This is a genomic window from Pseudomonas sp. UBA2684 (assembly GCA_002354655.1).
Taxonomy (GTDB): domain Bacteria; phylum Pseudomonadota; class Gammaproteobacteria; order Pseudomonadales; family Pseudomonadaceae; genus Aquipseudomonas.
This window is the reverse complement of sequence record DELY01000059.1, coordinates 2,925-28,187: the sequence shown is the minus strand read 5'-3', so window position 1 is coordinate 28,187 and position 25,263 is coordinate 2,925. Positions and strand designations below refer to the sequence as shown.

At 63.8% G+C, this 25,263-nt stretch carries 21 protein-coding genes; 10 read left to right on the top strand and 11 right to left on the bottom strand.

The features are described from left to right. The first annotated feature begins 22 nt into the window (after positions 1-22). Positions 23-541: a ribosome biogenesis factor YjgA gene (gene yjgA, locus B3M58_RS21925; protein WP_296222475.1), complete on the top strand. Its 519-nt coding sequence runs from the start codon at positions 23-25 to the stop codon at positions 539-541. 60 nt (positions 542-601) lie between these two features. Here the strand turns inward: yjgA and tldD are convergent, their stop codons facing one another. The 8 genes from tldD to mreB form a co-directional block, all read right to left on the bottom strand. After that, entirely contained in the window at positions 602-2,044 is a 1,443-nt protein-coding gene (gene tldD, locus B3M58_RS21920) for a metalloprotease TldD (protein WP_296222474.1), read from the bottom strand. 294 nt (positions 2,045-2,338) lie between these two features. Then, complete coding sequence (locus B3M58_RS21915) at positions 2,339-3,178, bottom strand: carbon-nitrogen hydrolase family protein (RefSeq protein ID WP_296222472.1); 840 nt, start codon at positions 3,176-3,178, stop codon at positions 2,339-2,341. A 66-nt stretch (positions 3,179-3,244) separates the two neighbouring features. Then, positions 3,245-7,072 (bottom strand): YhdP family protein, encoded by a 3,828-nt coding sequence (locus B3M58_RS21910; protein WP_296222470.1) that lies wholly within the window; start codon positions 7,070-7,072, stop codon positions 3,245-3,247. 31 nt (positions 7,073-7,103) lie between these two features. Next, positions 7,104-8,561 (bottom strand): ribonuclease G, encoded by a 1,458-nt coding sequence (rng, locus tag B3M58_RS21905; RefSeq protein ID WP_296222467.1) that lies wholly within the window; start codon positions 8,559-8,561, stop codon positions 7,104-7,106. A gap of 86 nt (positions 8,562-8,647) precedes the next feature. Continuing rightward, a complete protein-coding gene (locus tag B3M58_RS21900) occupies positions 8,648-9,247 on the bottom strand; it encodes a Maf family protein (protein WP_296222465.1) in 600 nt (199 codons plus the stop codon). A gap of 41 nt (positions 9,248-9,288) precedes the next feature. Beyond that, on the bottom strand, positions 9,289-9,777 hold the full coding sequence (gene mreD / locus B3M58_RS21895; protein WP_296222463.1) for a rod shape-determining protein MreD: 489 nt from the start codon (positions 9,775-9,777) through the stop codon (positions 9,289-9,291). Continuing rightward, the gene (gene mreC / locus B3M58_RS21890; protein ID WP_414704125.1) at positions 9,774-10,709 is read right to left on the bottom strand and encodes a rod shape-determining protein MreC; all 936 of its coding nucleotides are present in this window, start codon (positions 10,707-10,709) and stop codon (positions 9,774-9,776) included. Before mreC ends, mreD begins: the two co-directional genes overlap by 4 nt. A 136-nt stretch (positions 10,710-10,845) precedes the next feature. Continuing rightward, positions 10,846-11,883, bottom strand: coding sequence for a rod shape-determining protein MreB (gene mreB, locus B3M58_RS21885; protein ID WP_296222461.1), 1,038 nt, complete (start codon positions 11,881-11,883; stop codon positions 10,846-10,848). Between the two features lie 237 nt (positions 11,884-12,120). On the opposite strand from mreB, the gene gatC reads away from it, so the two are divergent. From gatC to pcaC, 6 genes are all read left to right on the top strand, one after another. Continuing rightward, on the top strand, positions 12,121-12,408 hold the full coding sequence (gene gatC / locus B3M58_RS21880; protein WP_296222457.1) for an Asp-tRNA(Asn)/Glu-tRNA(Gln) amidotransferase subunit GatC: 288 nt from the start codon (positions 12,121-12,123) through the stop codon (positions 12,406-12,408). A gap of 16 nt (positions 12,409-12,424) precedes the next feature. Next, the gene (gatA, locus tag B3M58_RS21875; protein WP_296222455.1) at positions 12,425-13,876 is read left to right on the top strand and encodes an Asp-tRNA(Asn)/Glu-tRNA(Gln) amidotransferase subunit GatA; all 1,452 of its coding nucleotides are present in this window, start codon (positions 12,425-12,427) and stop codon (positions 13,874-13,876) included. An 11-nt stretch (positions 13,877-13,887) separates the two neighbouring features. Continuing rightward, a complete protein-coding gene (gatB, locus tag B3M58_RS21870; protein WP_296222452.1) occupies positions 13,888-15,336 on the top strand; it encodes an Asp-tRNA(Asn)/Glu-tRNA(Gln) amidotransferase subunit GatB in 1,449 nt (482 codons plus the stop codon). Between the two features lie 165 nt (positions 15,337-15,501). Further along, positions 15,502-15,873 (top strand): septal ring lytic transglycosylase RlpA family protein, encoded by a 372-nt coding sequence (locus B3M58_RS21865; RefSeq protein ID WP_296222450.1) that lies wholly within the window; start codon positions 15,502-15,504, stop codon positions 15,871-15,873. Between the two features lie 99 nt (positions 15,874-15,972). Continuing rightward, entirely contained in the window at positions 15,973-17,082 is a 1,110-nt protein-coding gene (locus B3M58_RS21860) for a calcium/sodium antiporter (RefSeq protein WP_296222449.1), read from the top strand. Beyond that, positions 17,082-17,462, top strand: coding sequence for a 4-carboxymuconolactone decarboxylase (pcaC, locus tag B3M58_RS21855; RefSeq protein ID WP_296222447.1), 381 nt, complete (start codon positions 17,082-17,084; stop codon positions 17,460-17,462). The genes B3M58_RS21860 and pcaC overlap by 1 nt, the downstream gene beginning before the upstream one ends. Before the next feature lie 96 nt (positions 17,463-17,558). Here pcaC and B3M58_RS21850 read toward each other — a convergent pair whose 3' ends face one another. The 3 genes from B3M58_RS21850 to B3M58_RS21840 all read right to left on the bottom strand — a co-directional run bounded on the left by B3M58_RS21850 (position 17,559) and on the right by B3M58_RS21840 (position 20,498). Beyond that, entirely contained in the window at positions 17,559-18,500 is a 942-nt protein-coding gene (locus B3M58_RS21850) for an AEC family transporter (protein ID WP_296222445.1), read from the bottom strand. A gap of 116 nt (positions 18,501-18,616) precedes the next feature. Continuing rightward, on the bottom strand, positions 18,617-19,183 hold the full coding sequence (locus tag B3M58_RS21845) for a response regulator transcription factor (RefSeq protein WP_296222444.1): 567 nt from the start codon (positions 19,181-19,183) through the stop codon (positions 18,617-18,619). Positions 19,184-19,244: 61 nt separating this feature from the next. Next, complete coding sequence (locus B3M58_RS21840) at positions 19,245-20,498, bottom strand: ATP-binding protein (RefSeq protein ID WP_296222443.1); 1,254 nt, start codon at positions 20,496-20,498, stop codon at positions 19,245-19,247. Between the two features lie 373 nt (positions 20,499-20,871). On the opposite strand from B3M58_RS21840, the gene B3M58_RS21835 reads away from it, so the two are divergent. The 3 genes from B3M58_RS21835 to B3M58_RS21825 all read left to right on the top strand — a co-directional run bounded on the left by B3M58_RS21835 (position 20,872) and on the right by B3M58_RS21825 (position 25,123). Further along, the gene (locus B3M58_RS21835; protein ID WP_296222441.1) at positions 20,872-21,582 is read left to right on the top strand and encodes an SIMPL domain-containing protein; all 711 of its coding nucleotides are present in this window, start codon (positions 20,872-20,874) and stop codon (positions 21,580-21,582) included. A 223-nt stretch (positions 21,583-21,805) separates the two neighbouring features. Continuing rightward, a complete protein-coding gene (locus tag B3M58_RS21830; RefSeq protein WP_296222440.1) occupies positions 21,806-23,407 on the top strand; it encodes an ABC transporter substrate-binding protein in 1,602 nt (533 codons plus the stop codon). 105 nt (positions 23,408-23,512) lie between these two features. Continuing rightward, on the top strand, positions 23,513-25,123 hold the full coding sequence (locus B3M58_RS21825) for an ABC transporter substrate-binding protein (protein ID WP_296222438.1): 1,611 nt from the start codon (positions 23,513-23,515) through the stop codon (positions 25,121-25,123). Positions 25,124-25,263 lie beyond the last annotated feature (140 nt).

The following is a 25,263-nucleotide window of genomic DNA, read 5'->3' as shown; positions in this document are numbered from 1 at the left end:
CGTTTTCCACTGGACCACCCTCATGTCTGAATACCTTGACGACTTCTCCGGCGAGAAGAGTAAAACCCAGGTCAAACGCGAGCTGCATGCCCTGCAAGATCTGGGTCAACGCCTGACCACCCTGAAGCCCGACCTGCTGAACAAACTGCCGTTGACCGACGAACTGCGCCGCGCACTTGCAGAGGCGCCGAAGCACACGGCCAATGCCGCGAAAAAACGCCACGTCCAGTTTATCGGCCGGCTAATGCGCGACCAGGACATCGAGGCGATCCTCACGCTGCTCGATCAACTCGACGCCTCTACCCGCCAGTACAACGAACGCTTTCACAATCTAGAGCGTTGGCGCGACCGTTTGCTCAACGGTAACGACGAGGTGCTCGAAGCCTTTGTCGTCGAATACCCCGAGGCCGACCGCCAACACCTGCGCCAGCTGATCCGCCAGGGCCAGCACGAACTGGCGCAGAACAAAGCGCCTGCCGCTTCACGGAAGATTTTCAAATATATCCGCGAACTGGACGAAACCCAGCGCGGCCTGCGCTGATTCTGTCGCGATGGTGGGTTATGCCTTCGGCTAACCCACCCTACGCCCATGCAATAGCTGTCAGCCGCCGGTTCCGCCCACGGTAATTGCATCGATCTTCAGCGTCGGCTGGCCCACGCCGACCGGCACCGACTGCCCGTCCTTGCCACAGGTGCCGACGCCGCTGTCCAGGGCCAGGTCGTTGCCGACCATCGACACCCGACTCATCGCTTCCGGACCATTGCCGATCAGGGTTGCACCCTTGACCGGCGCGGTGATCTTGCCGTCTTCGATCAGGTAGGCCTCGCTGGTGGAAAACACGAACTTGCCGCTGGTGATATCCACCTGACCGCCGCCCAGATTGGCGCAGTAGATGCCCTTCTTCACCGAGCGGATGATTTCTTCCGGGTCGCTCTCGCCCGCCAGCATGTAGGTGTTGGTCATGCGCGGCATCGGCAGGTGCGCGTAGGACTCGCGGCGGCCGTTGCCGGTGCGCGCCACGCCCATCAGGCGGGCATTCAGTTTGTCCTGCATATAGCCTTTGAGCACGCCATTCTCGATCAGCGTGGTGCACTCGGTCGGTGTACCTTCGTCATCCACGCTCAGCGAACCACGGCGGCCGGCCAAGGTGCCATCGTCGACGATGGTGCACAGGCTGGAGGCAACCATTTCACCCATGCGCCCGCTGTAGGCGGAACTGCCCTTGCGGTTGAAGTCGCCTTCCAGGCCATGACCGACCGCTTCGTGCAACAGCACGCCCGACCAGCCGGCGCCCATCACCACCGGCATGCTGCCGGCTGGCGCAGCAATCGCCTCGAGGTTGACCAACGCCTGACGCAATGCTTCGCGGGCATAGCCCATGGCGCGATCTTCGCTCATAAAGTAGCGGTAGTCGGTGCGCCCGCCGCCGCCGTGGCCACCGCGCTCGCGGCGGCCGTTCTGCTCGACGATGACGCTGACATTGAAGCGCACCAACGGCCGGATGTCCGCGCCCAGACCGCCGTCGTTGGCCGCGACCAGTACGCGATCCCAGACGCCGGCGAGGCTCACGGTGACTTGCTTGATCCGCGGATCAAGCGCACGGGTGGCCTGATCGACCTGCTTGAGCAACTCGACCTTTTGCGCGCGGTCGATCACATCCAAGGGGTTGTCCGGGGCATACAAGGCCGTCACCAGCGGGCTGCTGAACGCCTGCACACGGCCGTGCTGGCCGGCGCGGGCAATCGAGCGGGCGGCGCGCGCGGCCTGGCTCAAGGCCTCAGCGCTAATCGCGTTGCTGTAGGCGAAGCCGGTTTTTTCGCCGGACTGGGCGCGCACACCAACGCCCTGATCGAGGTTGAAACTGCCCTCTTTGACGATACCGTCTTCCAGCACCCAGGTTTCCGAGACCTGGCTCTGGAAGTACAGGTCGGCGGCATCGATCCCAGGCCCGGCCAACTCACCCAGCACGCCGGGCAAATGCTCGAGGGTCAAACCACCTGGGCCCAAGAGGTGCTCACTGACGGACAACAGCATCTCGCTCATTGTTTAATCTCGTTCATGACTATTCCAAACCTGGCAGTTAAGGGTCTGTTGACGTTTCGTCGCGGGCCGCGTTGCCGCGAAAAATCTCGCCAGGCTAGGCGTGGGGCGCAGGGAATGGTTATTCCCTTGCCAAGCCCCACAACGACGCATGGCGAGATTTTACGCGCAACCCGAAGGGCCGGGCCGGTTTTTACGCGATGCTGCGTTTCTCGACACTCATTTGGAACACCAAACTTCGCGTCTCGTGCCTTGCCTCGCGTAAAAACCGGCTCCGGCGCGGCCGCGAACGAAACGTCAACAGACCCTAGGTTCGGCCGCTGCAAAAAATCGTTTATGACGGGCCACCGGCATGCGCTGGCGGATCGCCGCTTGCTCGGCACTGTCGCGCGTGGCCAGCAACAGCGCCTCGCCCTGTGCCTGCTCGGCCAGCACCCGGCCCCAGGGGTCGACGATGGCGGAATGACCAAAGGTCTCGCGCCCGCCCGGGTGCACACCACCCTGCCCGGCAGCCAGCAGATAACACTGGGTCTCGATGGCGCGGGCACGGATCAATACCTGCCAATGCGCGGCACCGGTCACCGCGGTAAACGCCGACGGCGCGCTGATCAGCTCCGCGCCGGCCTCACGCAAGGCACCATACAGCTCAGGGAAGCGCAGGTCGTAACACACCGTCAAACCCAGGCGCCCAACGGGCGTGTCGGCCACCACGAGTTGGCCGCCGTGGGCGTAGTCGTCCGACTCGCGATAACGCCCCCGGCTGTCGGCGACATCCACGTCGAACAGGTGCAACTTGTCGTAGCGTGCCACCCGCTCGCCATACTCGTCGAACAACAGGGAGCAGGCGTGTGCCTTGGCCTCCGGCTGCCCGTCGGGCGGCAAGGGGATGGTGCCCGCCACTATCCATAACCTGAGGTCGCGGGCCGTCTGTTTCAACCACGGCAGAATCGGCCCTTCGCCCAAGGCCTCGCTACGCCCCAGCGCGGCCAGGTCGCGACGACCCATGGCGGCAAAATTTTCCGGCAGCAATGCCAGACGCGCGCCCCCCGCAGCGGCCTGCTCCAGCAGGCGCCGCGCCTGCACCAGATTGGCCAGCACATCGTCCTGGCTGACCAGTTGAATCACTGCGAGATTCATGCGCGCTCCACATCCACGGCTGCTTGAGCTGCCAGCTTACGCGACTGCGGCGGCGCGGCAGCCCCCTTATTGCGGCTTTTCAAACGGTTTGTCGAAGGTGATTTGCGGCTCTTGCAAGGGTCCCTTGACGTCATACTGCACACTGGCAAAGCGCGCCACGCGGTCGCCCAACAACTTGTCCACCACGAATAACGCGCCGCCAATCGCCGGTGCCCCGACGATCAACGCCGCCAGCGGCAAGTTGTTGGTTACCGGCAACGTCACCAGGAGCTTGGCGTTGATCAACTGATCGGCCATATCCAGGGTGCCATCCAACTCCAGGTTACTCGATGGACCGGTCAAGGTGATCGGCGTGCGCGTAACGAACACCCCGTCATTGGCCGCCAGCAAGCCTTTGACCCGGTCATAGCTCAGGCCTTTGCCGAACAGGTCGGAGAAGTCCAGGCGCAGGCGGCGGCCAATCGAGTTGAAATTGAGCAGGCCAAATACCCGCAGCGCCGACGCCGAGCCCTGTACCTCGGAGAACTGCCCCTTACGCAGGGCCGCGTCCATGCTGCCGGAAAAACGCTTCAGGCTGACCCAGGCCGGCGAACCCGGCCAGTTGCCATCGACATCCAGGCGAAAGCTTTCGCTGCTGGCGGTGGGCGCAAAGCCCCAGGCCTGCAGCACATCGGCCAGGTTGTCACCCTGCAAGCGACCTTTGTACCAACTGCGGCTGGCACCGGGCGTGCCCTGCCAGCCCGCACTGCCGCTCACCAGCAAGCCTTTCAGATCGAGGCTGAGGTCGTTGAACTGCACGCCATTGGTATTCGGCCGCGCTTTCAACGACCACGCGCCCAACACCTGAGTGCCTTGCGACACCTGGGCAATGCGCACGTCGAGGGCCGGAATCTGCCGTGGATCGACATCGGCCAACGGGTCAGGCTTGTCTACCGGCACCGGCGCTTTCGGCTCGGCCGCCGGTAAACGCAGGTAGTCCAGGTTGACCGCAATCGCTGCCGCGCTGGCATCCGGCAAGTCGACCTGGCCTTTGAGCAATTGGCTGTCCAGCGTCAACGCCCAGGCGGTCGGGGCGCGCTTGAGTTGCACGGCGAGGTTGTCGAGGGTGCCGCCAAACCCGCTGAAACGCCGGATTTTCAGATTGGCGTCCTTGAACAATTGCTGGGCATCGTCGCGCGGCACACTGGCGTATGGTTTCAGCGCGGCCTGCCAGGCGGCCCAGTCCAGCTCGCTGACCTGACCGCGCACACGCACGCCTATGCCCGCCGGCAGCGTCGCCGGACCATCGCCCAGACGCAGCTCACCGCGCCCCTGGCCAAGCTGCCCGGGCGGTGCGGCGAACGACAGGCTGGCCAACTCGGCGTAATCCAGCCAATAACGGCGCTCACGCCCGCCCAAGCTCATGCGCCAATCGGCATAGCGTTCGGTGGCGGCAGCCTTGCCGAATGGCGCCGGCAAGGCGATGGCCAAGCCCTTGAGGTTGGAGTCCACGCGCAACTGGCTGTCGTCGCCGTCCAGGGTCAAGCGCAGGCGATAAGGCAGGGTGCCGCTCAGGGGGAGCGGCTGGGTCACCCCGAGCCAGCTACTCAGGTTATTCAGCGGCACCAGGCCATGCGCCTCGATGCGACTGCGTGCATGTCCGCGTACGCCTTCGGCAACCGCTTTGCCGCGCACCGCATGGCCGAGCACCTGGGCGCGAATATCCGCGGCGCTCAAGCCACTGGCGGTGTTGTAGCGAAAGGCACCTTGCAACTGGTCGAGTTCCAGCGTGGGGTTGCTCAGTTTGAGTCGCGCGCCTTCGGTGGCGAAGTCCACCACCACCTCGGGCGGCAGGCCTTGGCGCAACGGCAGATCGAGCTTGAGGCGTCCGCTCAACGGGCCGTCGCCCTGCCAGCCGGCAAAGGTCTCGGCGGTGCCCAACGGCGTTTCCTGGAGAATCTTCAGGGCATCGACAACGTTGCTTTGCAGCTGGCCGTCCAGTTGCAGGCGCGGCGCCTGTCCAGCGGCGGCCGTGGGAATATCGGCCCGTAGGTTGTTCACCTGGCTATTCAGCAGGCGGCCCTGGCTGACCTGCACGCGCACGCCACTGTCTTCGATAAATACCTCGCCACGTGCCTCACGTAGCGCCGGCCAACCGGGCTGGAAGGCCAGCTCGGCGTCATGCACGGCAAAGAACAGGCTGAGGCTGCGCGCGCTGTTTTCCGCGCCCTTATTCAACGAGCCCTGGTACTGGAAGAAACCCTCGTCCACCGCGCCGCCGCGAATCGCGGCTTTCAGCCAGTCGGCCAATTGCGTACTCAAGCCCGGCGCGCGGGTCGGCAGGTATTTTTCGGTAAAGCGCGCGTCGCCATCGCGCAGACCGACGCGCAGGTCCATGTAGTCCTCCGCCTCGGCATCGCGCATCAGGCGAATCAGGAAGTCGCCGGCAATCGCCCCCTCTTCGCCCACCACCTGCAGATAGGGGCTGCGCAGGGTGAAGGCCTGCTCGTCCAGCTGCCAGGTCAAGCGCGCATTGGCTTGGCGATAACGCCATGGCTGTGGAAACAAGGTGTCCAGGTGCAGCGAGAAATTCTCGCTGGCCAGGCGCAGCTCGCCCTGTTCCAGATCACCGCTCACGCTGCCGCTGATATTCTCGGCGGCCGGCGCGGCCTGATAAGCGGCAAAGCCTATGCCGTCGAGATTGGCGGCAAACTGCAGACGCTTAGCACCTTCGGTGCGCGGGCGGTAATCCAGGTGCAGGTTACTCACCGCGCCGTGCGCTTGCAGGCTATGCACTAACGCGATGTGCTTATCCGGCAGCGGCGCCAGGGCTTCGACCAGCGGCAGCAGCGGCGCCAGGTCGAGACGGTCGGCACTCAGCAGCCACTGCTCTTCGGCACTGGCACTGTCCTGTTGATGGGTAAGACCGAGCTGCGCTTCGCCCCAGCGGGTGTCGCCCTGACTCAGCGCCAGGTCGTCCAGCACCACCTCGAAACCCTGCTCGGTGCGGGTGAAATAGGCATTCAGTGCGAGGTTTTGCAGCTGCACAGCCTTGCGCTCGGCGTAAGCAGCGGCCAGCTGCGGGGCATGCAAACGACTGACCGCGCGCTGTACCGCACCGCGCGCCCAGGTCAGCCAGATTTCGCCGCCAGCCTGTAACTGCTCGAGACGCCATTCGCGCGTCAGGCTCGGCGGCAGCCAGCGTGCCCAATCGCTTTGCGGCACGCTCAGGTACAACTCGGCTTGCGCCTCGCGCCAGCGTTCGGCGTGCATCCGCGTGCGCAGTTGCAGCGCCACGGGCTGGCCATCCGGCAAGAGCAGACGACCATCCAAACGCTGACGGCTGGCGCCGTTGCGCAGCGTCAGGTTGACGTAGGTCAGGGTCAGCGCCGGCTGCGCATGGGCTTCCAGCGTGACCTGACTGTTGAGCAGGGACAGCCGACTAACCGCTTGCAGGTGCCGCAACACCTCGGCGACCTCCACGGGCGCGGGCTCGCTGCGTTGTGGCAGACCCTTGAGCGTCCAGGCGCCCTGGGCATCTTGCAACACGCTGAACTGCAAACCATCCAGCTCCAGCTTGGCCACCCGCGGCGCCCGCGCCAGCAAGCTGGCGAACACGTCCGGCACCAGACGCACCTGATCCAGACGCAACGCGCTGGCGCCATCGCCCAGTTGCACATCGTGAGCGATCAGCAGCGGCGCCAAGCCCTGCCAACGGCCTTCCAGGCTGCCGATCGCCAGCGGCATGCCCAACGCCGCGCGGGCTTTGTCTTCGGCCTCCAGGCGGTACTCGGCAACCAGTGGCACCAGCTCGCGGCCGAGGCTGACATACAGCGCCGCCAGCACCAGCACCAGGGCGCAACAGGCCAACCCCCAACGCACTGTGGCGGCGAACAAACGCGCCAAATACGCCATTCAGCTCATCTCCTGCCAGCGCTCGGCCGCGTCACAGCAGGACCACATCGTATTGCTCCTGGGAGTACATGCTCTCGACCTGAAACTTGATCGTGCGGCCGATAAACGCCTCCAGGTCGGCGACATTGCCCGATTCCTCGTCCAGCAACCGGTCGACCACTTTCTGGTTGGCCAGCACCCGGTAACCCTCGGCCTGATAGGCGCGGGCCTCGCGGAGGATTTCGCGGAAGATTTCGTAGCAGGTGGTCTCCGGGGTTTTCAGCTTGCCGCGTCCCTGGCAGCAGCTGCACGGCTCGCAAAGGATCTGCTCGAGACTCTCGCGGGTGCGCTTGCGGGTCATCTGCACCAGGCCCAGCTCGGTGATACCGATGATGTTGGTCTTGGCGTGATCGCGCTCCAGCTGTTTTTCCAGGGTGCGCAGTACCTGGCGCTGGTGTTCTTCGTCTTCCATGTCGATGAAGTCGATGATGATGATCCCGCCCAGGTTGCGCAGGCGCAGCTGGCGGGCAATCGCGGTCGCCGCCTCCAGGTTGGTCTTGAAGATGGTTTCTTCGAGCGTGCGGTGACCGACGAACGCACCGGTGTTGACGTCGATGGTGCTCATCGCCTCGGCCGGGTCGATCACCAGGTAGCCACCGGACTTCAGCGGCACCTTGCGCTCGAGGGCTTTCTGGATCTCGTCCTCGACGCCATAGAGATCGAAGATCGGCCGCTCACCGGGGTAATGCTCCAGGCGGTCGGCGATTTCCGGCATCAGTTCGTCGACGAACTGGGTGATCTTCTGGAAGGTTTCCCGTGAGTCGACGCGGATTTTTTCGGTGCGCAGGCTGACCAGGTCGCGCAGGGTGCGCAGCGCCAGGCTGAGGTCTTCGTAGATCACCGACGGCGCCGATGCGGTCTGCATCTGCGCAGCGATCTGATCCCACAGCCGGCGCAGGTAGCGGATATCGATGAGGATCTCGTCGGCGCCGGCGCCATCGGCGGCGGTGCGCAGGATAAAGCCGCCAGCTTCTTCGATGCCTTCGGCGGCGATACAGTCGGTGACCACCTGCTTGAGGCGCTCGCGCTCGGCTTCGTCCTCGATCTTCAGGGAAATGCCGACATGGCTGGTACGCGGCATGTACACCAGGTAGCGCGAGGGAATCGACAGCTGAGTGGTCAGGCGCGCGCCCTTGCTGCCAATCGGGTCCTTGGTCACCTGCACCACCAGGCTCTGGCCTTCATGCACCAGCGCGCTGATGCTTTCCACCGCCGGGCCTTCGCGGCTGGAGATTTCCGAGGCATGGATGAACGCGGCACGCTCCAGGCCGATGTCGACGAATGCCGCCTGCATGCCCGGCAACACGCGCACCACCTTGCCTTTGTAGATATTGCCGACGATGCCGCGCTTCTGCGTGCGCTCGACATGCACTTCCTGCAAAACGCCGTTTTCCACCACTGCCACGCGCGATTCCATCGGCGTGATGTTGATCAGAATCTCTTCACTCATGCGGCCATCTCTTCTGAGCTGACGTTGCAAGCTCGGCGACTGACGCCTTCAGCGAAGGCGGCCACTTGCCCGCGACCCACAACCTCTTATCGGTGGGCTGGCAGCGACTGCCAGCACGGAATAGCGAACTCTGCGAGCAGCTCGGCGGTTTCGCACAGGGGCAACCCCACCACGGCCGAATAGCTGCCCTGCAACTGACTGACGAATACCGCCGCCAGGCCCTGGATACCGTAACTGCCGGCCTTGTCCTGCGGCTCGCCACTGGCCCAGTACGCGGCAATCTCCAGCGGACTCAATACCCTGAAGGTTACCTGACTGACGACCACCCGCGCCGCGACTTTTCCCGGCGCAGCCAGGGCCACCGCCGTCAGCACCTGATGCTCCCGACCGGACAACGCCGCCAGGGTGGCCAGGGCCTCTGCACGGTCGGCGGGCTTGCCGAGGATGCGCCCATCGAGCACCACCGCCGTATCGGCGCCGAGCGCCACGGCCTCCTGCGGATTATCCAAGGCAGCCAGCCCAGCCTGCGCTTTCGCACGGGCCAGCCGCTCTACATAGGCGCTAGGCGACTCATCTGGCAATGAGTTTTCATCAATGGGGACGATTTGCGTGATGAAGGGCACACCGATTTGCGTCAACAATTCACGTCTACGCGGCGACCCCGAAGCCAGGTAAAGCGTGGCCATGCTGACTTCTCCCTGTCGGGTATAACAGGGCCAAGCCCTGTTCAGTTAACGCTGAGGCGCTGATGCACACTGCGCAGGATGGTGCAGATCCATGGCCAGAGCAGCGCACTGACCAAGGCCGGCAAGACAAACGCCAAGGTCGGCGGGCGGCTGCCGGTCAAGGCATTGAGCCACAGCTGCACCAACTGCGCGAGGCCGAACACCACCAGCAACACCATGCTTTGCTGCCACATGGGGAACATGCGCAGACGCTGATGTAAGGTCAGCACCAGGAAGGTGATCAAGGTCAGGATCAATGCATTCTGCCCAAGCAGCGTGCCGTTCAGCACATCGGCCAGCAGGCCGATGCACCACGCGGTGGTCATGCCCACACGGTGCGGCAGGGCCAACACCCAATAGGTCAGGAACAGGGCCAGCCACAGCGGCCGGCCAACTTCCATGAACTTCGGCAAGGTGGCCACGCTGAGCAGCAGGGCCAACGCCAGGCTGAGCCAGATCACCCAGACATTGCGCGCACGGACAGCGATCATTGGCGAGCCTCTTGGTCAGCGTCGGCAGAGCTGGGCGCGTCGCTCGCCGCTGGCGGCGATGCAGCTTGTGCGGCGGACGGCGACGGCGCCTGCTCTTGCGCCTGACGATCCGCCGCTTCCTGCGCCTCGGCGGACTCGGTGGCGCGCTGCTCCGGCGAACGCGGGTCGGTAAACACCAGCAGCATGTAGCGGCTGCGGTTCAAATTGGCCGTCGGCATGGCGCGAACAATCGCAAACGGCTGGCCGGAGTCGTGCACCACTTCGGTCACCGTGGCCACCGGATATCCGGAAGGGAAGCGCTGGCCAAGCCCGGAGCTGACCAACAGATCGCCTTCCTTGATATCCGCGGTATCGGCCACGTGGCGCAGCTCCAGGCGCTCCGGGTTGCCGGTGCCGCTGGCGATGGCACGCAAGCCGTTGCGATTGACCTGCACGGGAATGCTGTGGGTGGTATCGGTGAGCAGCAACACGCGCGAGGTGTAGGGCATGACCTCGACCACCTGGCCCATCAGGCCGCGCGCATCCAGCACCGGCTGGCCCAGTACCACGCCATCCTTCGTGCCCTTGTCGATCAGAATGCGGTGGGTAAAGGGGTTGGGGTCGATGCCGATCAGCTCGGTAGCCAGTACATCGTCGTCGACCAGCGCCGCGGAGTTGAGCAACTCGCGCAAGCGCACGTTCTGTTCAGTCAGGGCCGCCAGTTTTTGCACGCGGCGCTGCATCATCAACTGTTCGGCCTTGAGCTTTTCGTTCTCGGCAACCAGTTCGGTGCGCGAGCTGAGCTCTTCGGTGGCACCTTCCCACAGAGTGACGGGCAGGCGCCCGAGCCAATACACCGGCTCAACGATCAGCCCCAGCTGACTGCGTACCGATTGCAGCACGGTTAACCGCGCATCCACCACCATCAGCGCAGCCGATAGCACGGCGAACACCAACAGGCGCACACCCAGCGAAGGACCTTTGGCAAATAGCGGTTTGATCGGCAGCTCCTCACAGCGTCAGGCAGCAAAACAAAAGCTGCAAGCGGGTAGAACCCGGCTTGCAGCTCAAGACTTGGAGCGGTCGCGCTTATTCCGAGGACAGCAGGTCCATGGTGTGGCGATCCATCATTTCCAGGGCCTTGCCGCCACCGCGGGCGACGCAGGTCAGCGGGTCTTCGGCGACGATCACCGGCAGGCCGGTTTCCTGGGCCAGCAGCTTGTCCAGGTCGCGCAGCAGCGCGCCACCACCGGTCAGCACCAGACCGCGCTCGGCGATGTCCGAGGCCAACTCCGGCGGCGATTGCTCCAGCGCGCTCTTGACCGCCTGAACGATGGTCGCCAGGGACTCTTGCAGCGCTTCAAGCACTTCATTGGAGTTGAGGGTGAAGCTGCGCGGTACGCCTTCGGCCAGGTTACGGCCACGTACGTCGACTTCCCGCACTTCGCCGCCTGGGTAGGCCGTGCCGATTTCCTGCTTAATCCGCTCGGCGGTGGATTCGCCGATCAGGCTGCCGTAGTTACGGCGCACGTAGGTGATGATGGCTTCGTCGAAACGGTCGCCACCGACGCGGACGGATTCGGCATAAACCACACCGTTCAGCGAGATCAGGGCGATTTCCGTGGTGCCACCACCGATATCCACCACCATCGAACCGCGGGCTTCTTCCACCGGCAGGCCGGCACCGATGGCAGCGGCCATCGGCTCTTCAATCAGGAACACTTCGCGAGCACCGGCGCCGAGGGCCGACTCACGAATGGCGCGGCGCTCGACCTGAGTGGATTTGCACGGTACGCAGATCAATACGCGCGGCGATGGCTGCAAAAAGCTGTTTTCGTGCACTTTGTTGATGAAGTACTGCAGCATTTTTTCGCAGACGCTGAAATCGGCGATCACGCCGTCCTTCATCGGGCGGATGGCCGCGATATTGCCAGGGGTACGACCGAGCATGCGCTTGGCTTCGGTGCCGACAGCCACGACGCTCTTCTGGTTGCCATGGGTGCGGATAGCGACCACGGACGGCTCGTTCAGCACAATGCCGCGCTCGCGAACATAAATCAGGGTATTGGCAGTGCCCAGGTCAATCGACAGATCGCTGGAAAACATGCCACGCAGTTTTTTGAACATGGGATAGGGACCCTAGGCAACGCGTGGGTAAAAAAGTGCGGCAAACTCTAACAACGACAGGGATTTTGAGCAAGGCGCCAATATGTTAGATTGCCGGTTTTTCCGGGCTCCTCGGCCCATCATCGCGGCCTTTGACCGCCTGCTCATAACATCCGTTCCCTGCACTTCTCTGCACGGTGACTCGTTCACATTTCCACTGGCCGCCCGCTGTTGGCTGCCTTTTATAGGGAGACTCCGATGGCGCTTGAACGCTCCGACGTGGAAAAGATCGCACATCTAGCCCGACTGGGCCTGAATGAAGACGATCTTCCGCAAACCACTGCGACCCTCAACAACATTCTCGGCCTGATCGACCAGATGCAGGCCGTCGACACCACCGGCATCGAGCCGCTGGCTCACCCGCTGGAAGCGACTCAGCGCCTGCGCGCCGACCTGGTCAGCGAAACAAATCGCCGCGACGCCTACCAAGCCATCGCCCCGGCCGTGGAAAACGGCCTGTACCTGGTTCCGAAAGTCATCGAGTAAGGGAAAGAGCCTAGCCATGCATCAATTGACCCTGGCCGAGATCGCCCGCGGACTCGCCGCCAAACAGTTTTCCGCCGAAGAACTGACGCGCAGCCTGCTGGCGCGCATTCAGCAACTCGACCCGCAACTCAACAGTTTCATTACCGTCACCGCCGACCTGGCCCTGAGTCAGGCCCAAGCCGCCGACGCCCGCCGCGCGGGTGGCGAGAGCGGCGCCCTGCTCGGCGCACCGATTGGCCACAAGGACCTGTTCTGCACCCAAGACGTGCTGACCAGCTGCGGTTCGAAGATCCTCAGCGGCTTCAAGGCCCCGTATAACGCCACCGTGGTCGAGAAACTCGCCAACGCCGGCAGCGTGACCCTGGGCAAGCTGAACATGGATGAATTCGCCATGGGCTCGGCCAACGAATCCAGCCACTACGGCGCGGTGAAGAACCCCTGGGACCTGACCTGCGTACCGGGCGGCTCCTCCGGCGGCTCCGCTGCGGCGGTGGCCGCACGCCTACTGCCGGCCGCCACCGGCACCGACACCGGCGGCTCGATCCGCCAGCCGGCGGCGCTGACCAACCTTACCGGGATCAAGCCGACCTACGGCCGCGTCTCGCGCTGGGGCATGATCGCCTACGCCTCCAGCCTCGACCAAGGTGGCCCGCTGGCACGCACCGCCGAAGACTGCGCCCTGATGCTGCAAGCCATGGCCGGTTTCGACACCAAGGACAGCACCAGCGTTGATCAACCGGTCGATGATTACCTGGTGGCCCTGAGCCAACCGTTGAACGGCCTGCGTATCGGCCTGCCGAAGGAATACTTCGGCGCAGGCCTGGACGCCCGCATCGGTGAGAAGGTCATGGCCGTGGTGGACGAGCTGAAAAAGCTCGGCGCAACCGTCAAGGAAATCAGCCTGCCGAATATGCAGCACGCGATTCCCGCCTACTACGTAATCGCCCCGGCCGAAGCCAGCTCCAACCTGTCGCGCTTCGACGGCGTGCGCTTCGGCTATCGCTGCGAGAACCCGGTCAACCTCGAAGACCTGTACAAGCGCTCGCGCGGCGAAGGCTTCGGCGCGGAAGTGAAGCGCCGCATCATGGTCGGCACCTACGCGCTGTCCGCCGGCTACTACGACGCCTACTACCTGAAGGCGCAGAAGATCCGCCGGCTGATCAAGAACGACTTCGTCGCTGCCTTCAATGACGTCGACGTGATCCTCGGCCCAACCACGCCAAACCTGGCCTGGAAGCTCGGCGAGAAGAACAACGACCCGGTCGCCGCCTACCTGGAAGACATCTACACCATCACCGCCAACCTCGCCGGCATCCCCGGCCTGTCGATGCCCGCCGGCTTCGTCGATGGCCTGCCGGTCGGTGTGCAACTGCTCGCCCCTTACTTCCAGGAAGGCCGCCTGCTCAACGTCGCCCACCAGTACCAACAGGTCACTGACTGGCACACACAAGCTCCGGCTGGATTCTGAGGACGACTGACATGCAATGGGAAACCGTAATCGGCCTGGAAATCCACGCCCAACTCAGCACTAAGTCGAAGATCTTCTCGGCCAGCGCCACCACCTTCGGTGCCGAGCCCAACACCCAGGCCAGCCTGGTTGACCTCGGCATGCCCGGCACCCTGCCGGTGCTCAACGCCGAAGCCGTGCGCATGGCCTGCAAGTTCGGCCTGGCGATCGACGCGCACATCGCGCCAAGCAACATCTTCGCGCGCAAGAACTACTTCTACCCGGACCTGCCCAAGGGCTACCAGACCAGCCAGATGGATGACCCCATCGTCGGCAAGGGCCTCCTCGACATCACCCTGGAAGACGGTACCAGCAAGCGCATCGGCATTACCCGCGCGCACCTGGAAGAAGACGCCGGCAAGAGCCTGCACGAAGACTTCCACGGCATGAGCGGCATCGACCTCAACCGTGCCGGCACGCCGCTGCTGGAGATCGTTTCCGAGCCGGATATCCGTTCGGCCAAGGAAGCGGTGGCCTACGTCAAGGCGATCCACGCCCTGGTGCGCTACCTGGGTATCTGCGACGGCAACATGGCCGAAGGCTCGCTGCGCTGCGACTGCAACGTCTCGGTACGGCCGAAAGGCCAGGCCGAGTTCGGCACCCGCGCCGAGATCAAGAACGTCAACTCGTTCCGCTTTATCGAAAAAGCCATCAACCACGAAGTGCAACGGCAGATCGAGCTGATCGAAGACGGCGGCAAGGTGGTGCAGGAAACCCGCCTGTACGACCCGAACAAGGATCAGACGCGCTCCATGCGCAGCAAGGAAGAAGCCAACGACTACCGTTACTTCCCCTGCCCGGACCTGCTGCCGGTGGTGATCGAGCAGAGTTTCCTCGACGAAGTGCGCGCCAGCCTGCCGGAACTGCCGGTGCAGAAGCGCGAGCGCTTCGAGCGCGAGTTCGGCCTGTCCGCCTATGACGCCGACGTACTGGCCGCCAGCCGTGAACTGGCCGACTACTTCGAGGCGGTCAACGCCGTGTGTGGCGATGCCAAACTGGCCGCCAACTGGGTGATGGGCGAGCTGTCCAGCCTGCTCAACAGTGGCAACCTGGACATCGAGCAGTCACCGGTTTCCGCCGCGCAACTGGGCGGGATGATCCTGCGCATAAAGGACAACACCATCAGCGGCAAGATCGCCAAGATGGTCTTCGAGGCCCTGGCGGCTGGCGAAGGCGAATCTGCTGACGCCATCATCGAAGCCAAAGGGCTTAAGCAGGTCACCGACTCCGGCGCCATCGAGTCGATGCTCGACGAGGTGCTGGCGGCTAACGCCGAGCAGGTCGAGCAGTACCGCGCCAGTGATGAGGCCAAGCGCGGCAAGATGTTCGGGTTCTTCGTCGGCCAGGCCATGAAAGCCTCGAAAGGCAAGGCCAACCCCGGCCAAGTGAACGAATTGCTAAAGAAAAAGCTCGAAGGGTGAGCCCCCTTCTTTTCTAAGAGCATGCCAACGCACGCGTTGGCCCAGCGAACGACCGGCCATGGATGGCTTGCTCTATCAACGCCGGGTCAGCCCGGCGTTGTGTTATTCGTAGGATGGGTCGAGCGCCGCGACACCCATCAATATGCCCACGCAGCGGAGCCACCTATGCGTCTGCTTTTCCTGCTTGCCACTGTCCTCTTGCTCAGCGCCTGCGCCAGCCAGGGCCAGGTCGATCCACGCGGCTATCGCGCCGAGGGCCAGGCGTCCTATTACGGCGCGCGCCACCATGGCAACAAGACCGCCAGCGGCGAGCGCTTCAACCAGCACGCGCTGACCGCCGCGCACCGCAGCCTGCCCTTTGGCAGTCGGGTACAGGTGACCAACCTGCGTAACGACAAGCGCGTGGTGGTACGCATCAACGACCGCGGCCCCTATGCCAAGAAGCGCATTATCGACCTCTCGCACAAGGCTGCCGAACAGCTGGACATGCTGCGCGACGGCGTAGTGCCGGTGCGCGTGGAACAACTGGCCGACTGAACACAGCTGTTTACAAAGAAGCTGTAGACAGCCCTGTTCAGCCTCTGGCGCCGCGCAAGCCGATGATTAAACTAGCGCCACTTTTATGGAGCCCTTGTTATGACGCTGATGACCTTCGTTTACCTGATTGCCGGCCTGGTGCTGCTGGTCGCCGGCGCCGAAGTGCTGGTACGCGGCGCCGCCAAGCTGGCCGCGCAATTCGGCATTCCACCGCTGATCATCGGCCTCACCGTGGTGGCTTTCGGCACCAGCGCGCCGGAAACCGCCGTCAGCGTGCAAGCCGCACTGGACGGCAGCGGCGACCTGGCCATCGGTAACGTGGTCGGCAGCAACATCGCCAACGTGCTGCTGATTCTTGGCCTGACCGCACTGATCGCCCCGCTGATCGTCTCGCGCCAACTGATTCGCCTGGACGTACCAATCATGATCGGCGCCAGCCTGGTGGTGTATGCCCTGGCCTGGGACGGCAGCTTGAGCAAGCTCGACGGCGCCATCCTGTTCGCCGGCATCCTCGCCTACACCGCCTTCCTGATCATCAGCAGCCGCAAAGACAAAAGCGCCAGCGACGACGATGAATTCACCAAGGAGTTCGGCCTGCACGAAGCGCCGAAACCCTATGCCTGGCTGATCAACCTGATCCTGATCGTGGTCGGCCTGGTGTTGCTGGTAGTCGGCTCCAACTTCCTGGTCGAAGGTGCCGTCAGCCTGGCCCGTGCTCTCGGCCTGTCGGAACTGGTGATCGGCCTGACCGTGGTCGCGGTGGGCACCTCGCTGCCGGAACTGGCCACCTCGATCCTCGCCGCGCTCAGGGGCGAGCGTGATATTGCCGTGGGCAATATCGTCGGCAGCAACATTTTCAACCTGCTCTGCGTGCTCGGCCTGGCATCGCTGGTATCGCCACTGCCGGTCTCGGTATCGCCGAATGCCCTGGCCTTCGATTTCCCGGTGATGATCGCGGTGGCCGTCGCCTGCCTGCCGATCTTCTTTGCCGGTTACCGCATCAACCGCTGGGAAGGCCTGCTGTTCCTCGCCTACTACGCGGCCTACACCCTGTACCTGGTGCTGTTCGCCACCGGCCGCCCGTTCGCTCAAACGTTCGGCGAAGCCATGCTCGGCTATGTCCTGCCGCTGACCGTGGTCACCCTGGTGGTGATCGCCGCTCGCGCCTGGCACAAACAACGCGGCATGGCGCCTGATGGAGCGAACTGATGAGCGATAAACACGATAACGGCCTGCACGTGCGCCGCGCGGTGATGGGCGATGCCTACGTCGACCGCGCGCTGGGCAATGCCAGTGACTTCTCCCAGCCGCTACAGGACTTCGTCAACGAACACGCCTGGGGCAGTGTCTGGACGCGCGAAGGCCTGGACCGCAAGACCCGCAGCCTGATTACCCTGGCGGCGCTGACGGCGCTGAAATGCCCGCAGGAACTGAAAGGCCACGTGCGCGGCGCCTTGAACAACGGCTGCACGGTCGAGGAAATCCGCGAAGCCCTGTTGCACTGTGCGGTGTATGCCGGCGTACCGGCCGCCATCGACGCCTTCCGTGCGGCGCAGGAAGTGATCGACGAGCATCAGCGCAACGGCTGAACACCCCGAGGAACCGGCTTGCCGCGGCCCGCGGGCAGCGCGTAGGTTGGCGCCGAGCGCAGCGAAGCCCAACAGGGCGGGCGGATGCCAGCGCGACTAGATCCAGCCGCCCCACTGCAACAGCAACAAGCCGACATTGGTGGTGACCACCGCTGCCAGGGTGGTGATCACGATGATCGCCGCCGCCAGTTCGTGGTTGCCACCCACGGCGCGGGCCATGACGAAACTGGCCGCCGCCGTGGGGCTGGCAAAATAAAGGAAGAGGATCGCCAGATCCGCCTCGCGAAAGCCGTACAGCCAAGCACCAACGGTGGCCAGCAGCGGCAGCCAGACCATCTTCATCAGGCTCGCGCTGAGCGCCGTGCCGCTGCTGCGGCGCAGCGAGGCCAGGCTGAGGGTGCCGCCGATGCAGATCAGCGCCAGCGGCAGGGTCATCTGCGCGAAGTACTCGGCCGAGGTCAGCAGCCAGTCCGGCAGCGCGATCCGCCAGTAGGCGAAGGGAATCGCCAGCAGCACGCCGATGATCAGCGGATTGATCAGGATGCTCTTGACGATGGCCAGCGCTCCGGTCTTGGCGCCGGGGCTGTAGATGGCCAGGACGATGGCCGAAAGCACGTTGTAGCAGAGGATCACCACCCCGCCGAGCACCGCGCCCAACGACAGGCCGTAGTCGCCGTACAGGCTGGTGGCCAGCGCCAGACCGATGATGCCGTTGTTACCGCGAAAGGCGCCTTGGGTGTAGATACCGCGATCCTCGCGGGGGATGCGCCAGCTCGCCCAGCCCCAGGCCAGGGCGAAGCAGACCAGGGTGGCGACGACGAAGAACAGCAGCAGGGTCGGCTGCAAGGCCGTACTCAAATCCGCTTTGACGATGCCGAGAAACAGCAGGGTCGGCATGGTGCCGCGAAAGACCAGGGACGAGGCGGTGTTGATAAAGGCGGTGTCGATCCAGCCCAGTCGCTTCAGCGCTACGCCGAGAAACAACATGGAGAACACCGGCGCGGTGATGGCAAGCGTTTGCTGGAAGACGGCGAGCATGAAGGCACCGGATGAGTTGTCTGACAACCTATGTTAGCCGGCTAACCAGTGCCCTGCTACCGTAGTCCGGATGCAATCCGGGGTCAGTTGTACCGGCCTCCGGGCTGCGCGTGAGATCAGCGGCGTACCGGGCGCTTCTGCAATTTGCGCTGCAAGGTGCGCCGGTGCATACCCAAGGCGCGCGCGGTGGCGGAGATATTGCCTTCGTGTTCAGCCAATACGCGCTGAATGTGCTCCCATTGCAGGCGATCCACCGACATCGGGTTTTCCGGCACCAGGGTATCCAGGTCGGCATGCTGGGTGAGCAAGGCGGCCAGCACATCGTCGGCATCCGCCGGCTTGCACAGGTAGTTGCAGGCGCCGCGCTTGATCGCCTCCACGGCCGTGGCGATGCTCGAGTAGCCAGTGAGGATCACCACACGCATCTCCGCGTCCAACTCCAGCAGCTTGGGCAACAGCACCAGGCCGGAATCGCCCTCCATCTTTAAATCGAGCACCGCATAATCCGGCAGATCCTGCTCGGCCAGGGCCAAGCCTTCTTCGGCCGAGCCGGCGGTAGACACGCGCAAGCCACGACGGCTCATGGCCCGCGCCATCACACGAGTAAAGGTTGGGTCGTCATCGACCAGCAGCAGGTGCGGCTGCTCTTCGCCGTCGAATAAGACTTCCGTTTCGTCAGTCATCTGCAATTTCTCCTAACGGGCATAGCGCCCTTATCCGTCGCTGCGCGCCATGGCTTTGATCTCAAGCCCGGCCATAAGCACGCGGCAATTTCAGCTCGGTGAGCGTGCCGCCTTCTTCGTGGTTATACAGCTTTACCGTGCCGCCGACACGGGTGACGCTGGCCTGGCTGAGGAACAACCCCAGACCGAACCCTTTGCCTTTGGTGGTGAAAAACGGCCGGCCCAATTGCTCGGCAATGGCCAGCGGTACGCCGGCACCAAAGTCGCGGATACTCAGGCGCAACCACTGGTGATCCCAGTCGAGGCGGATATCCAGCTTGTCCGGGCAGGCATCGGCGGCATTGTTCAGCAAATTGAGTAGCGCCTGCGTGAGGTCGGCCGGCGGCATCAGCCGCGGCGGCGCGCCAAGTCCCAGGCATTGGTAGCGATAGCTGGCCTCGGGGCGCATCAGGTGCCAGCGGTTGAGGGTGGTTTCCAGCCACTCCACCGAGGACTGTTCGATCACCGCCTGACGGCGGTCCGCCTCGGCCGCGCGCACCAGCTGTTGCAGGGTGTCCTTGCACAATTTGACCTGTTCTTGCAGCACCGCCAGGTCTTCTTGCAGCAGCGGGTCCTGGTGCTCACGGCGCAATTCCTTGATCAGCACGCTCATGGTCGCCAGTGGCGTACCCAACTCATGGGCGGCGCCGGCAGCCTGAGTAGCGACGGCGAGCAACTGCTGATCGCGCAGGCCTTCCTCGCGGCGCTCGGCGCGCAGCTCTTCCTGATGGCGCAGCTCCTCGGCCATCTTGGCGACGAAGAAGGTGATCAGCGCCGCGGCCAGGGCAAAGCTCAGCCACATGCCATACACCAACAAGCTTTCGCGAGGCCCGGGTGGCAACTCCAGCGGGTGCGACCACACCAGCAGCAGGGTGTAGCCGGCCAATGCCAGGCCCGAGAGGGTGATGGTGTACAGCCAGGGCAAGGTCGCCGCGGCAATGGTCAGTGGCACCAGGTAATAGGAGACGAAGGGGTTGGTCGAACCGCCCGAGTAATACAGCAGCAGGCTGTGGATGATCAGGTCGCAGCCGAGCTGCACCGCGTATTCCTGCTCGGTGACTGGCCAGGGGCCGCGCAAGCGCAAGGCGGTGAGCAGGCACAGCACCAACGAGATCGCGAGGGTGACGCTCAGCTCCAGCCATGGCAGCGGCAACGACCCCGACTTGTAGGCAAGCCCCACCGAACCGGCCTGCGCGGCCAGCACCAGAATACGGATCAAGGTCAGACGCCAGAGGTTTTGTCGGCTGGCCGACAACAACTGCACGGGTGCGAGCATGGGCTCTCCAGAAAGGCTCGGTGGCCGAGCCAGGCGAGTATAACCAAGCCGTTGACGCACCCGCTGCGGCAACACGCCGCAGGCCAGCGAGCGCCACGCAAGCCGCTGCAACCGCGATGCCTGTGCACGTACACGGCTCGCGGCTAAAGCCCCTCCCACGCGATGTGCACGCGGAGCGTTGCGCCGCGCTGCCATCGCGCCAATGGGCCAGTGGTCCAATACGCCGTACACCATTAGGAGCGGCTGCGCAGGTGAACCGCTACGCTTAGCCGGCAACGCCGCTGAACTGGATTTAACCCGAACAGTCGAATCGCTACGTCTACGTTAAGGACCTGCGCGCCACTGCGCGCTCACTGACCCGCAAGGAACCGTCATGCTGCCACTGCCCCGTCTTGCCAACGCCTTCATCCTCAGCGCCGTTGCCCTGTTCAGCCTCTCGGCGCAGGCCGAAGAGGCGCGGTACAACCAGATCAGCCTGCGGGCCGAGGTCAGCCAGGAAATCGCCCACGACCTGATGCACGTCACCCTCTACAGCGAAGCGCAGCACAGCGACCCAGCGGCCTTGGCTGCTGACATCACCCGCACGCTGAACAGCGCCCTCGCCCAGGCACGCGGCACCAAAGGCGTCACGGTCGCCCTCGGCAGCCGCAACAGCTACCCGGTGTACGACGAAAAAGGCCAGCAGATCACCGCATGGCGCGAACGTGGCGAACTGCGTCTGGAAAGCGCCGACTTCGCCGCGCTGTCGAAGCTGACCGGCAACATGCTCAAGGACCTGAAAATGGGCGGCATGGATTTCAGCATCGCATCGCCAACCCGTAAAATCCACGAAGACGCCCTGCTCAAGGATGCCGTGGCCGCGTTCAAGGCGCGCGCACAGTTGGTCAGCGCAGCGCTCGGCGGCAGTAGTTACAAACTGGTCAGCCTGAGCCTGAACAGCGGCGGCTTCCAGCCACCGATGCCGATGCGTATGGAGGCGATGAAAGGCGCGGCGATGATGGATGCCGCCACACCGGAGATCGAAGCCGGCACCAGCCAAGTGACGGTTAACGCCGATGGCGTGATCGAAGTGCAAATGCCCTGAAGCATGCGCCGCAAGCGCGCAGCGCCGTTGTCGACCGATAGCGGCGCTTTGCCAGCTTTTTCGCAGAAAATTGCCTAAATGCGACAGCAACTTACAACTCCCCCACAGTTGCTACGCTCAAGCCTTCATGCCCCTTGCCTCCGGCATACGCCCTGCATAGTTTCTCCCAAGGTCTTCACAAGAGACCCCTCACGATGACAACCACAATAAACATGAGGTCACTATGCGTAAAAACGCCGTCATCCAGGCCATGGCCGTTGCTGGGCTGATCGCCAGCGCGCCGTTTGCCCAGGCCGCCAGCAACCTGGTGTTCTGCTCCGAAGGTAGCCCCGCCGGTTTCGACCCGGGCCTGTACACCACCGGTACCGACTTCGACGCCGCCGCAGAAACCGTGTTCAACCGTCTGAGCCAGTTCGAGCGTGGCGGCACCGCCGTGATTCCAGGCTTGGCGCAGAAGTGGGAGATTGCCGACGACGGCCTCAGCTACACCTTTCACCTGCGCCCGAACGTGAAGTTCCATACCACCGAGTACTTCACCCCGAGCCGCGACTTCAACGCCGACGACGTGTTGTTCACCTTCCAGCGCATGCTCGATAAAGAGCATCCGTTCCGCAAAGCCTACCCCTCCGAATTCCCCTACTTCACCGATATGGGCATGGACGCCAATATCGCCAAGATCGAAAAACTCGACGACCTGACCGTCAAGTTCAGCCTCAACGAGGTCGACGCCGCCTTTATCCAGAACCTGGCGATGAGCTTTGCCTCGATCCAGTCCGCCGAATACGCCGATAGCCTGCTCAAGGCCGGCAAAGCCGCCGACATCAACCAGAAGCCCATCGGCACCGGCCCGTTCGTGTTCAGCCGCTACCAGAAGGACGCGGTGATCCGCTTCAAGGGCAACCCGCAATACTGGCAACCGGATGAGGTGAAGATCGACAACCTGATCTTCGCCATCAACACCGACGCCTCGGTGCGCATGCAGAAGCTCAAGGCCGGCGAATGCCAGGTCACCCTGTTCCCGCGGCCAGCCGATCTCGAGTCGTTGAAGCAAGATGCAAATCTGCAAATGCCCGAGCAAGCCGGGTTCAACGTCGGCTATATCGCCTACAACGTCACCCACCCGCCGTTCGATAAGCTGGAAGTGCGCCAGGCCCTGGACATGGCGGTGAACAAGCAGGCGATCATCGACGCGGTCTACCAAAGCGCCGGCCAACTGGCCAGCAACGGTCTGCCGCCGACCCAGTGGTCGTATGACGAGAACATCAAGGACGCCGCCTACAACCCGGAGAAAGCCAAGGAATTGCTCAAGGCCGCCGGCGTTGCCGAAGGCACCGAGATCACCCTGTGGGCCATGCCGGTGCAGCGCCCGTACAACCCCAACGCCAAGCTGATGGCCGAAATACTGCAAAGCGACTGGGCCAAGGTCGGCATCAAGGCCAAGATCGTCACTTACGAATGGGGCGAATACCTCAAGCGCGCCAAGGCCGGCGAGCATGACGCCATGCTGATTGGCTGGAGCGGCGACAACGGTGACCCGGATAACTGGCTCGGCACCCTGTACGGCTGCGACGCGGTGGACGGCAACAACTTCTCCAAATGGTGCAACGCCGATTACGACAAGCTGGTCAAAGCTGCCAAGCGGGTGACCGACACCGCTGAACGCAGCGAGCTGTACAAGCAGGCTCAGGTGATCCTCAAGCGCGAAGTGCCGATCACCCCGATCGCCCACTCGACCGTGTATCAACCGATGCGCAAGAACGTGCAGGACTTCAAGATCAGCCCATTCGGGCTTAACTCCTTCTACGGTGTCAGCGTCGAGCAGTAACCCTCAGACTGTTGCCTGGGCGGTTATCCACCGCCTGGGTAGCCGGGCGACGGCGGCCTACCCGGCCGCCGCCTGCACGTACCGAACCGCATGAGGGATTAACCGATGCCCGCACCCCTGCTACTGCCGTTCCTGCGCCTGCTGCTGGCAGGCACCCTTGTTTGCGCCGCCCAGGTACAGGCCGCCAGCGACAGCCTGGTGGTGTGCACCGAGGCCAGCCCGGAAGGTTTCGATATCGTCCAGTACACCGCGGCGACTACCGCCGACGCGTCCGCGGAAACCGTGTTCGAGCGCCTGATCCATTTCGCCCCAGGCAGCAGCGCACTGGTTCCCGGCCTGGCCGAGCGCTGGGAGGTATCCGCCGATGGCCTGAGCTACACCTTTCAATTACGCCAGAACGTGGCCTTCCACCGCACCGCCTGGTTCCAACCCAGCCGCCCGCTGAATGCCGACGACGTGCTGTGGAGCTTCCAGCGCCAGCTCGATCCGCAGCACCCCTGGCATGCGCTGTCCGTGCGCGGCTTTCCCTACGCCGAAGCGATGGCCATGGCAGCGCTGATCGAGCGCATCGAGAAGCTCGACGAGCAACGCGTACGCTTCGTCCTGAAACACCCCGAGGCGCCCTTCCTGGCCAACCTGGCCATGGGCTTCGCCTCGATCTATTCCGCCGAGTACGCCGAACAGCTGCTCGCCCAAGGCAAACCCGAACAGCTCAACAGCCTGCCGGTGGGCACCGGGCCGTTCGTCTTCGAGCGCTACGCCAAGGATGCGCAGGTGCGCTTTCGCGGCAACCCGGAATACTGGAACGGCGCGCCAGCGCTCAAGCGCCTGATCTTCGCCATCACCCCCGAACCGAACGTGCGTCAGCAGCGGCTCAAGGCCGACGACTGCCAGATCGCCCTGTACCCACGGCCGGTGGATATCCCCGCGCTGAAAGCCGATCCCGAGTTGCAGGTACTGGAGCTGGACTCGCTGCTGACCGCCTACATCGGCATCAATACCCGCCATCCGCCGCTCGACGATGTGCGTGTGCGCCAGGCGCTCAACCTGGCCTTCGACAAGGCCACTTACCTGCGCGCGCAATACGGCGACGGCGGCGCCAGCCCGGCGGTGGCGCCTTACCCGAATACCCTGTGGGGGCATGACGAACGCCTGCGCGGCTGGCCACATGACGTGCCACGCGCCAAGCGCCTACTGGCCGAAGCCGGCTACGCGCAGGGCTTGCGCCTGTCGATCTGGACCCGCCCCGGCGGCGGCCCGACCAACCCCAATCCGGGTATCGGCACGCAACTGCTGCAAGCCGACCTGGCCGCCATCGGCATTCAGGCGGATATCCGCATGTTCGAGTGGGGCGAGCTGATCAAGCGGGCGAAGAATGGCGAGCACGACCTGGTGTTCATGGGCTGGGCCGGCGACAACGGCGACCCGGACAACTTCCTCACCCCCAACCTGTCCTGCGCCGCGGCACAGAGCGGGGAAAACCAGGCCGGCTGGTGCAACCAGGCATTCGACGGGCTGATTCGAGAAGCCCGCCAGCGGGTCGAGCAGAGCCAGCGCGCGGCCTTATACCGCCAGGCCCTGGCGATTTTCCACGAGCAGGCGCCGTGGATTCCCCTGGCCCACCCCAAGCAATTCAGCGCCCTGCGCAAGGGCATCGAGGGTTTCACCCTCAGCCCCATGGGCTCGAACAACTTCGCCAGGGTGACACTTGAATAAACCTCTAAGCGGATTTATCGCCGAGGGTCTTGGGCTGACAAACCACCCTGTTCGCGGATAAATCCGCCCCTACAAAAAGGCTCTGTACCGGTTAAATGTTGATGCAGACCGCCCTCACGTGGGAGCGGCTTTAGCCGCGA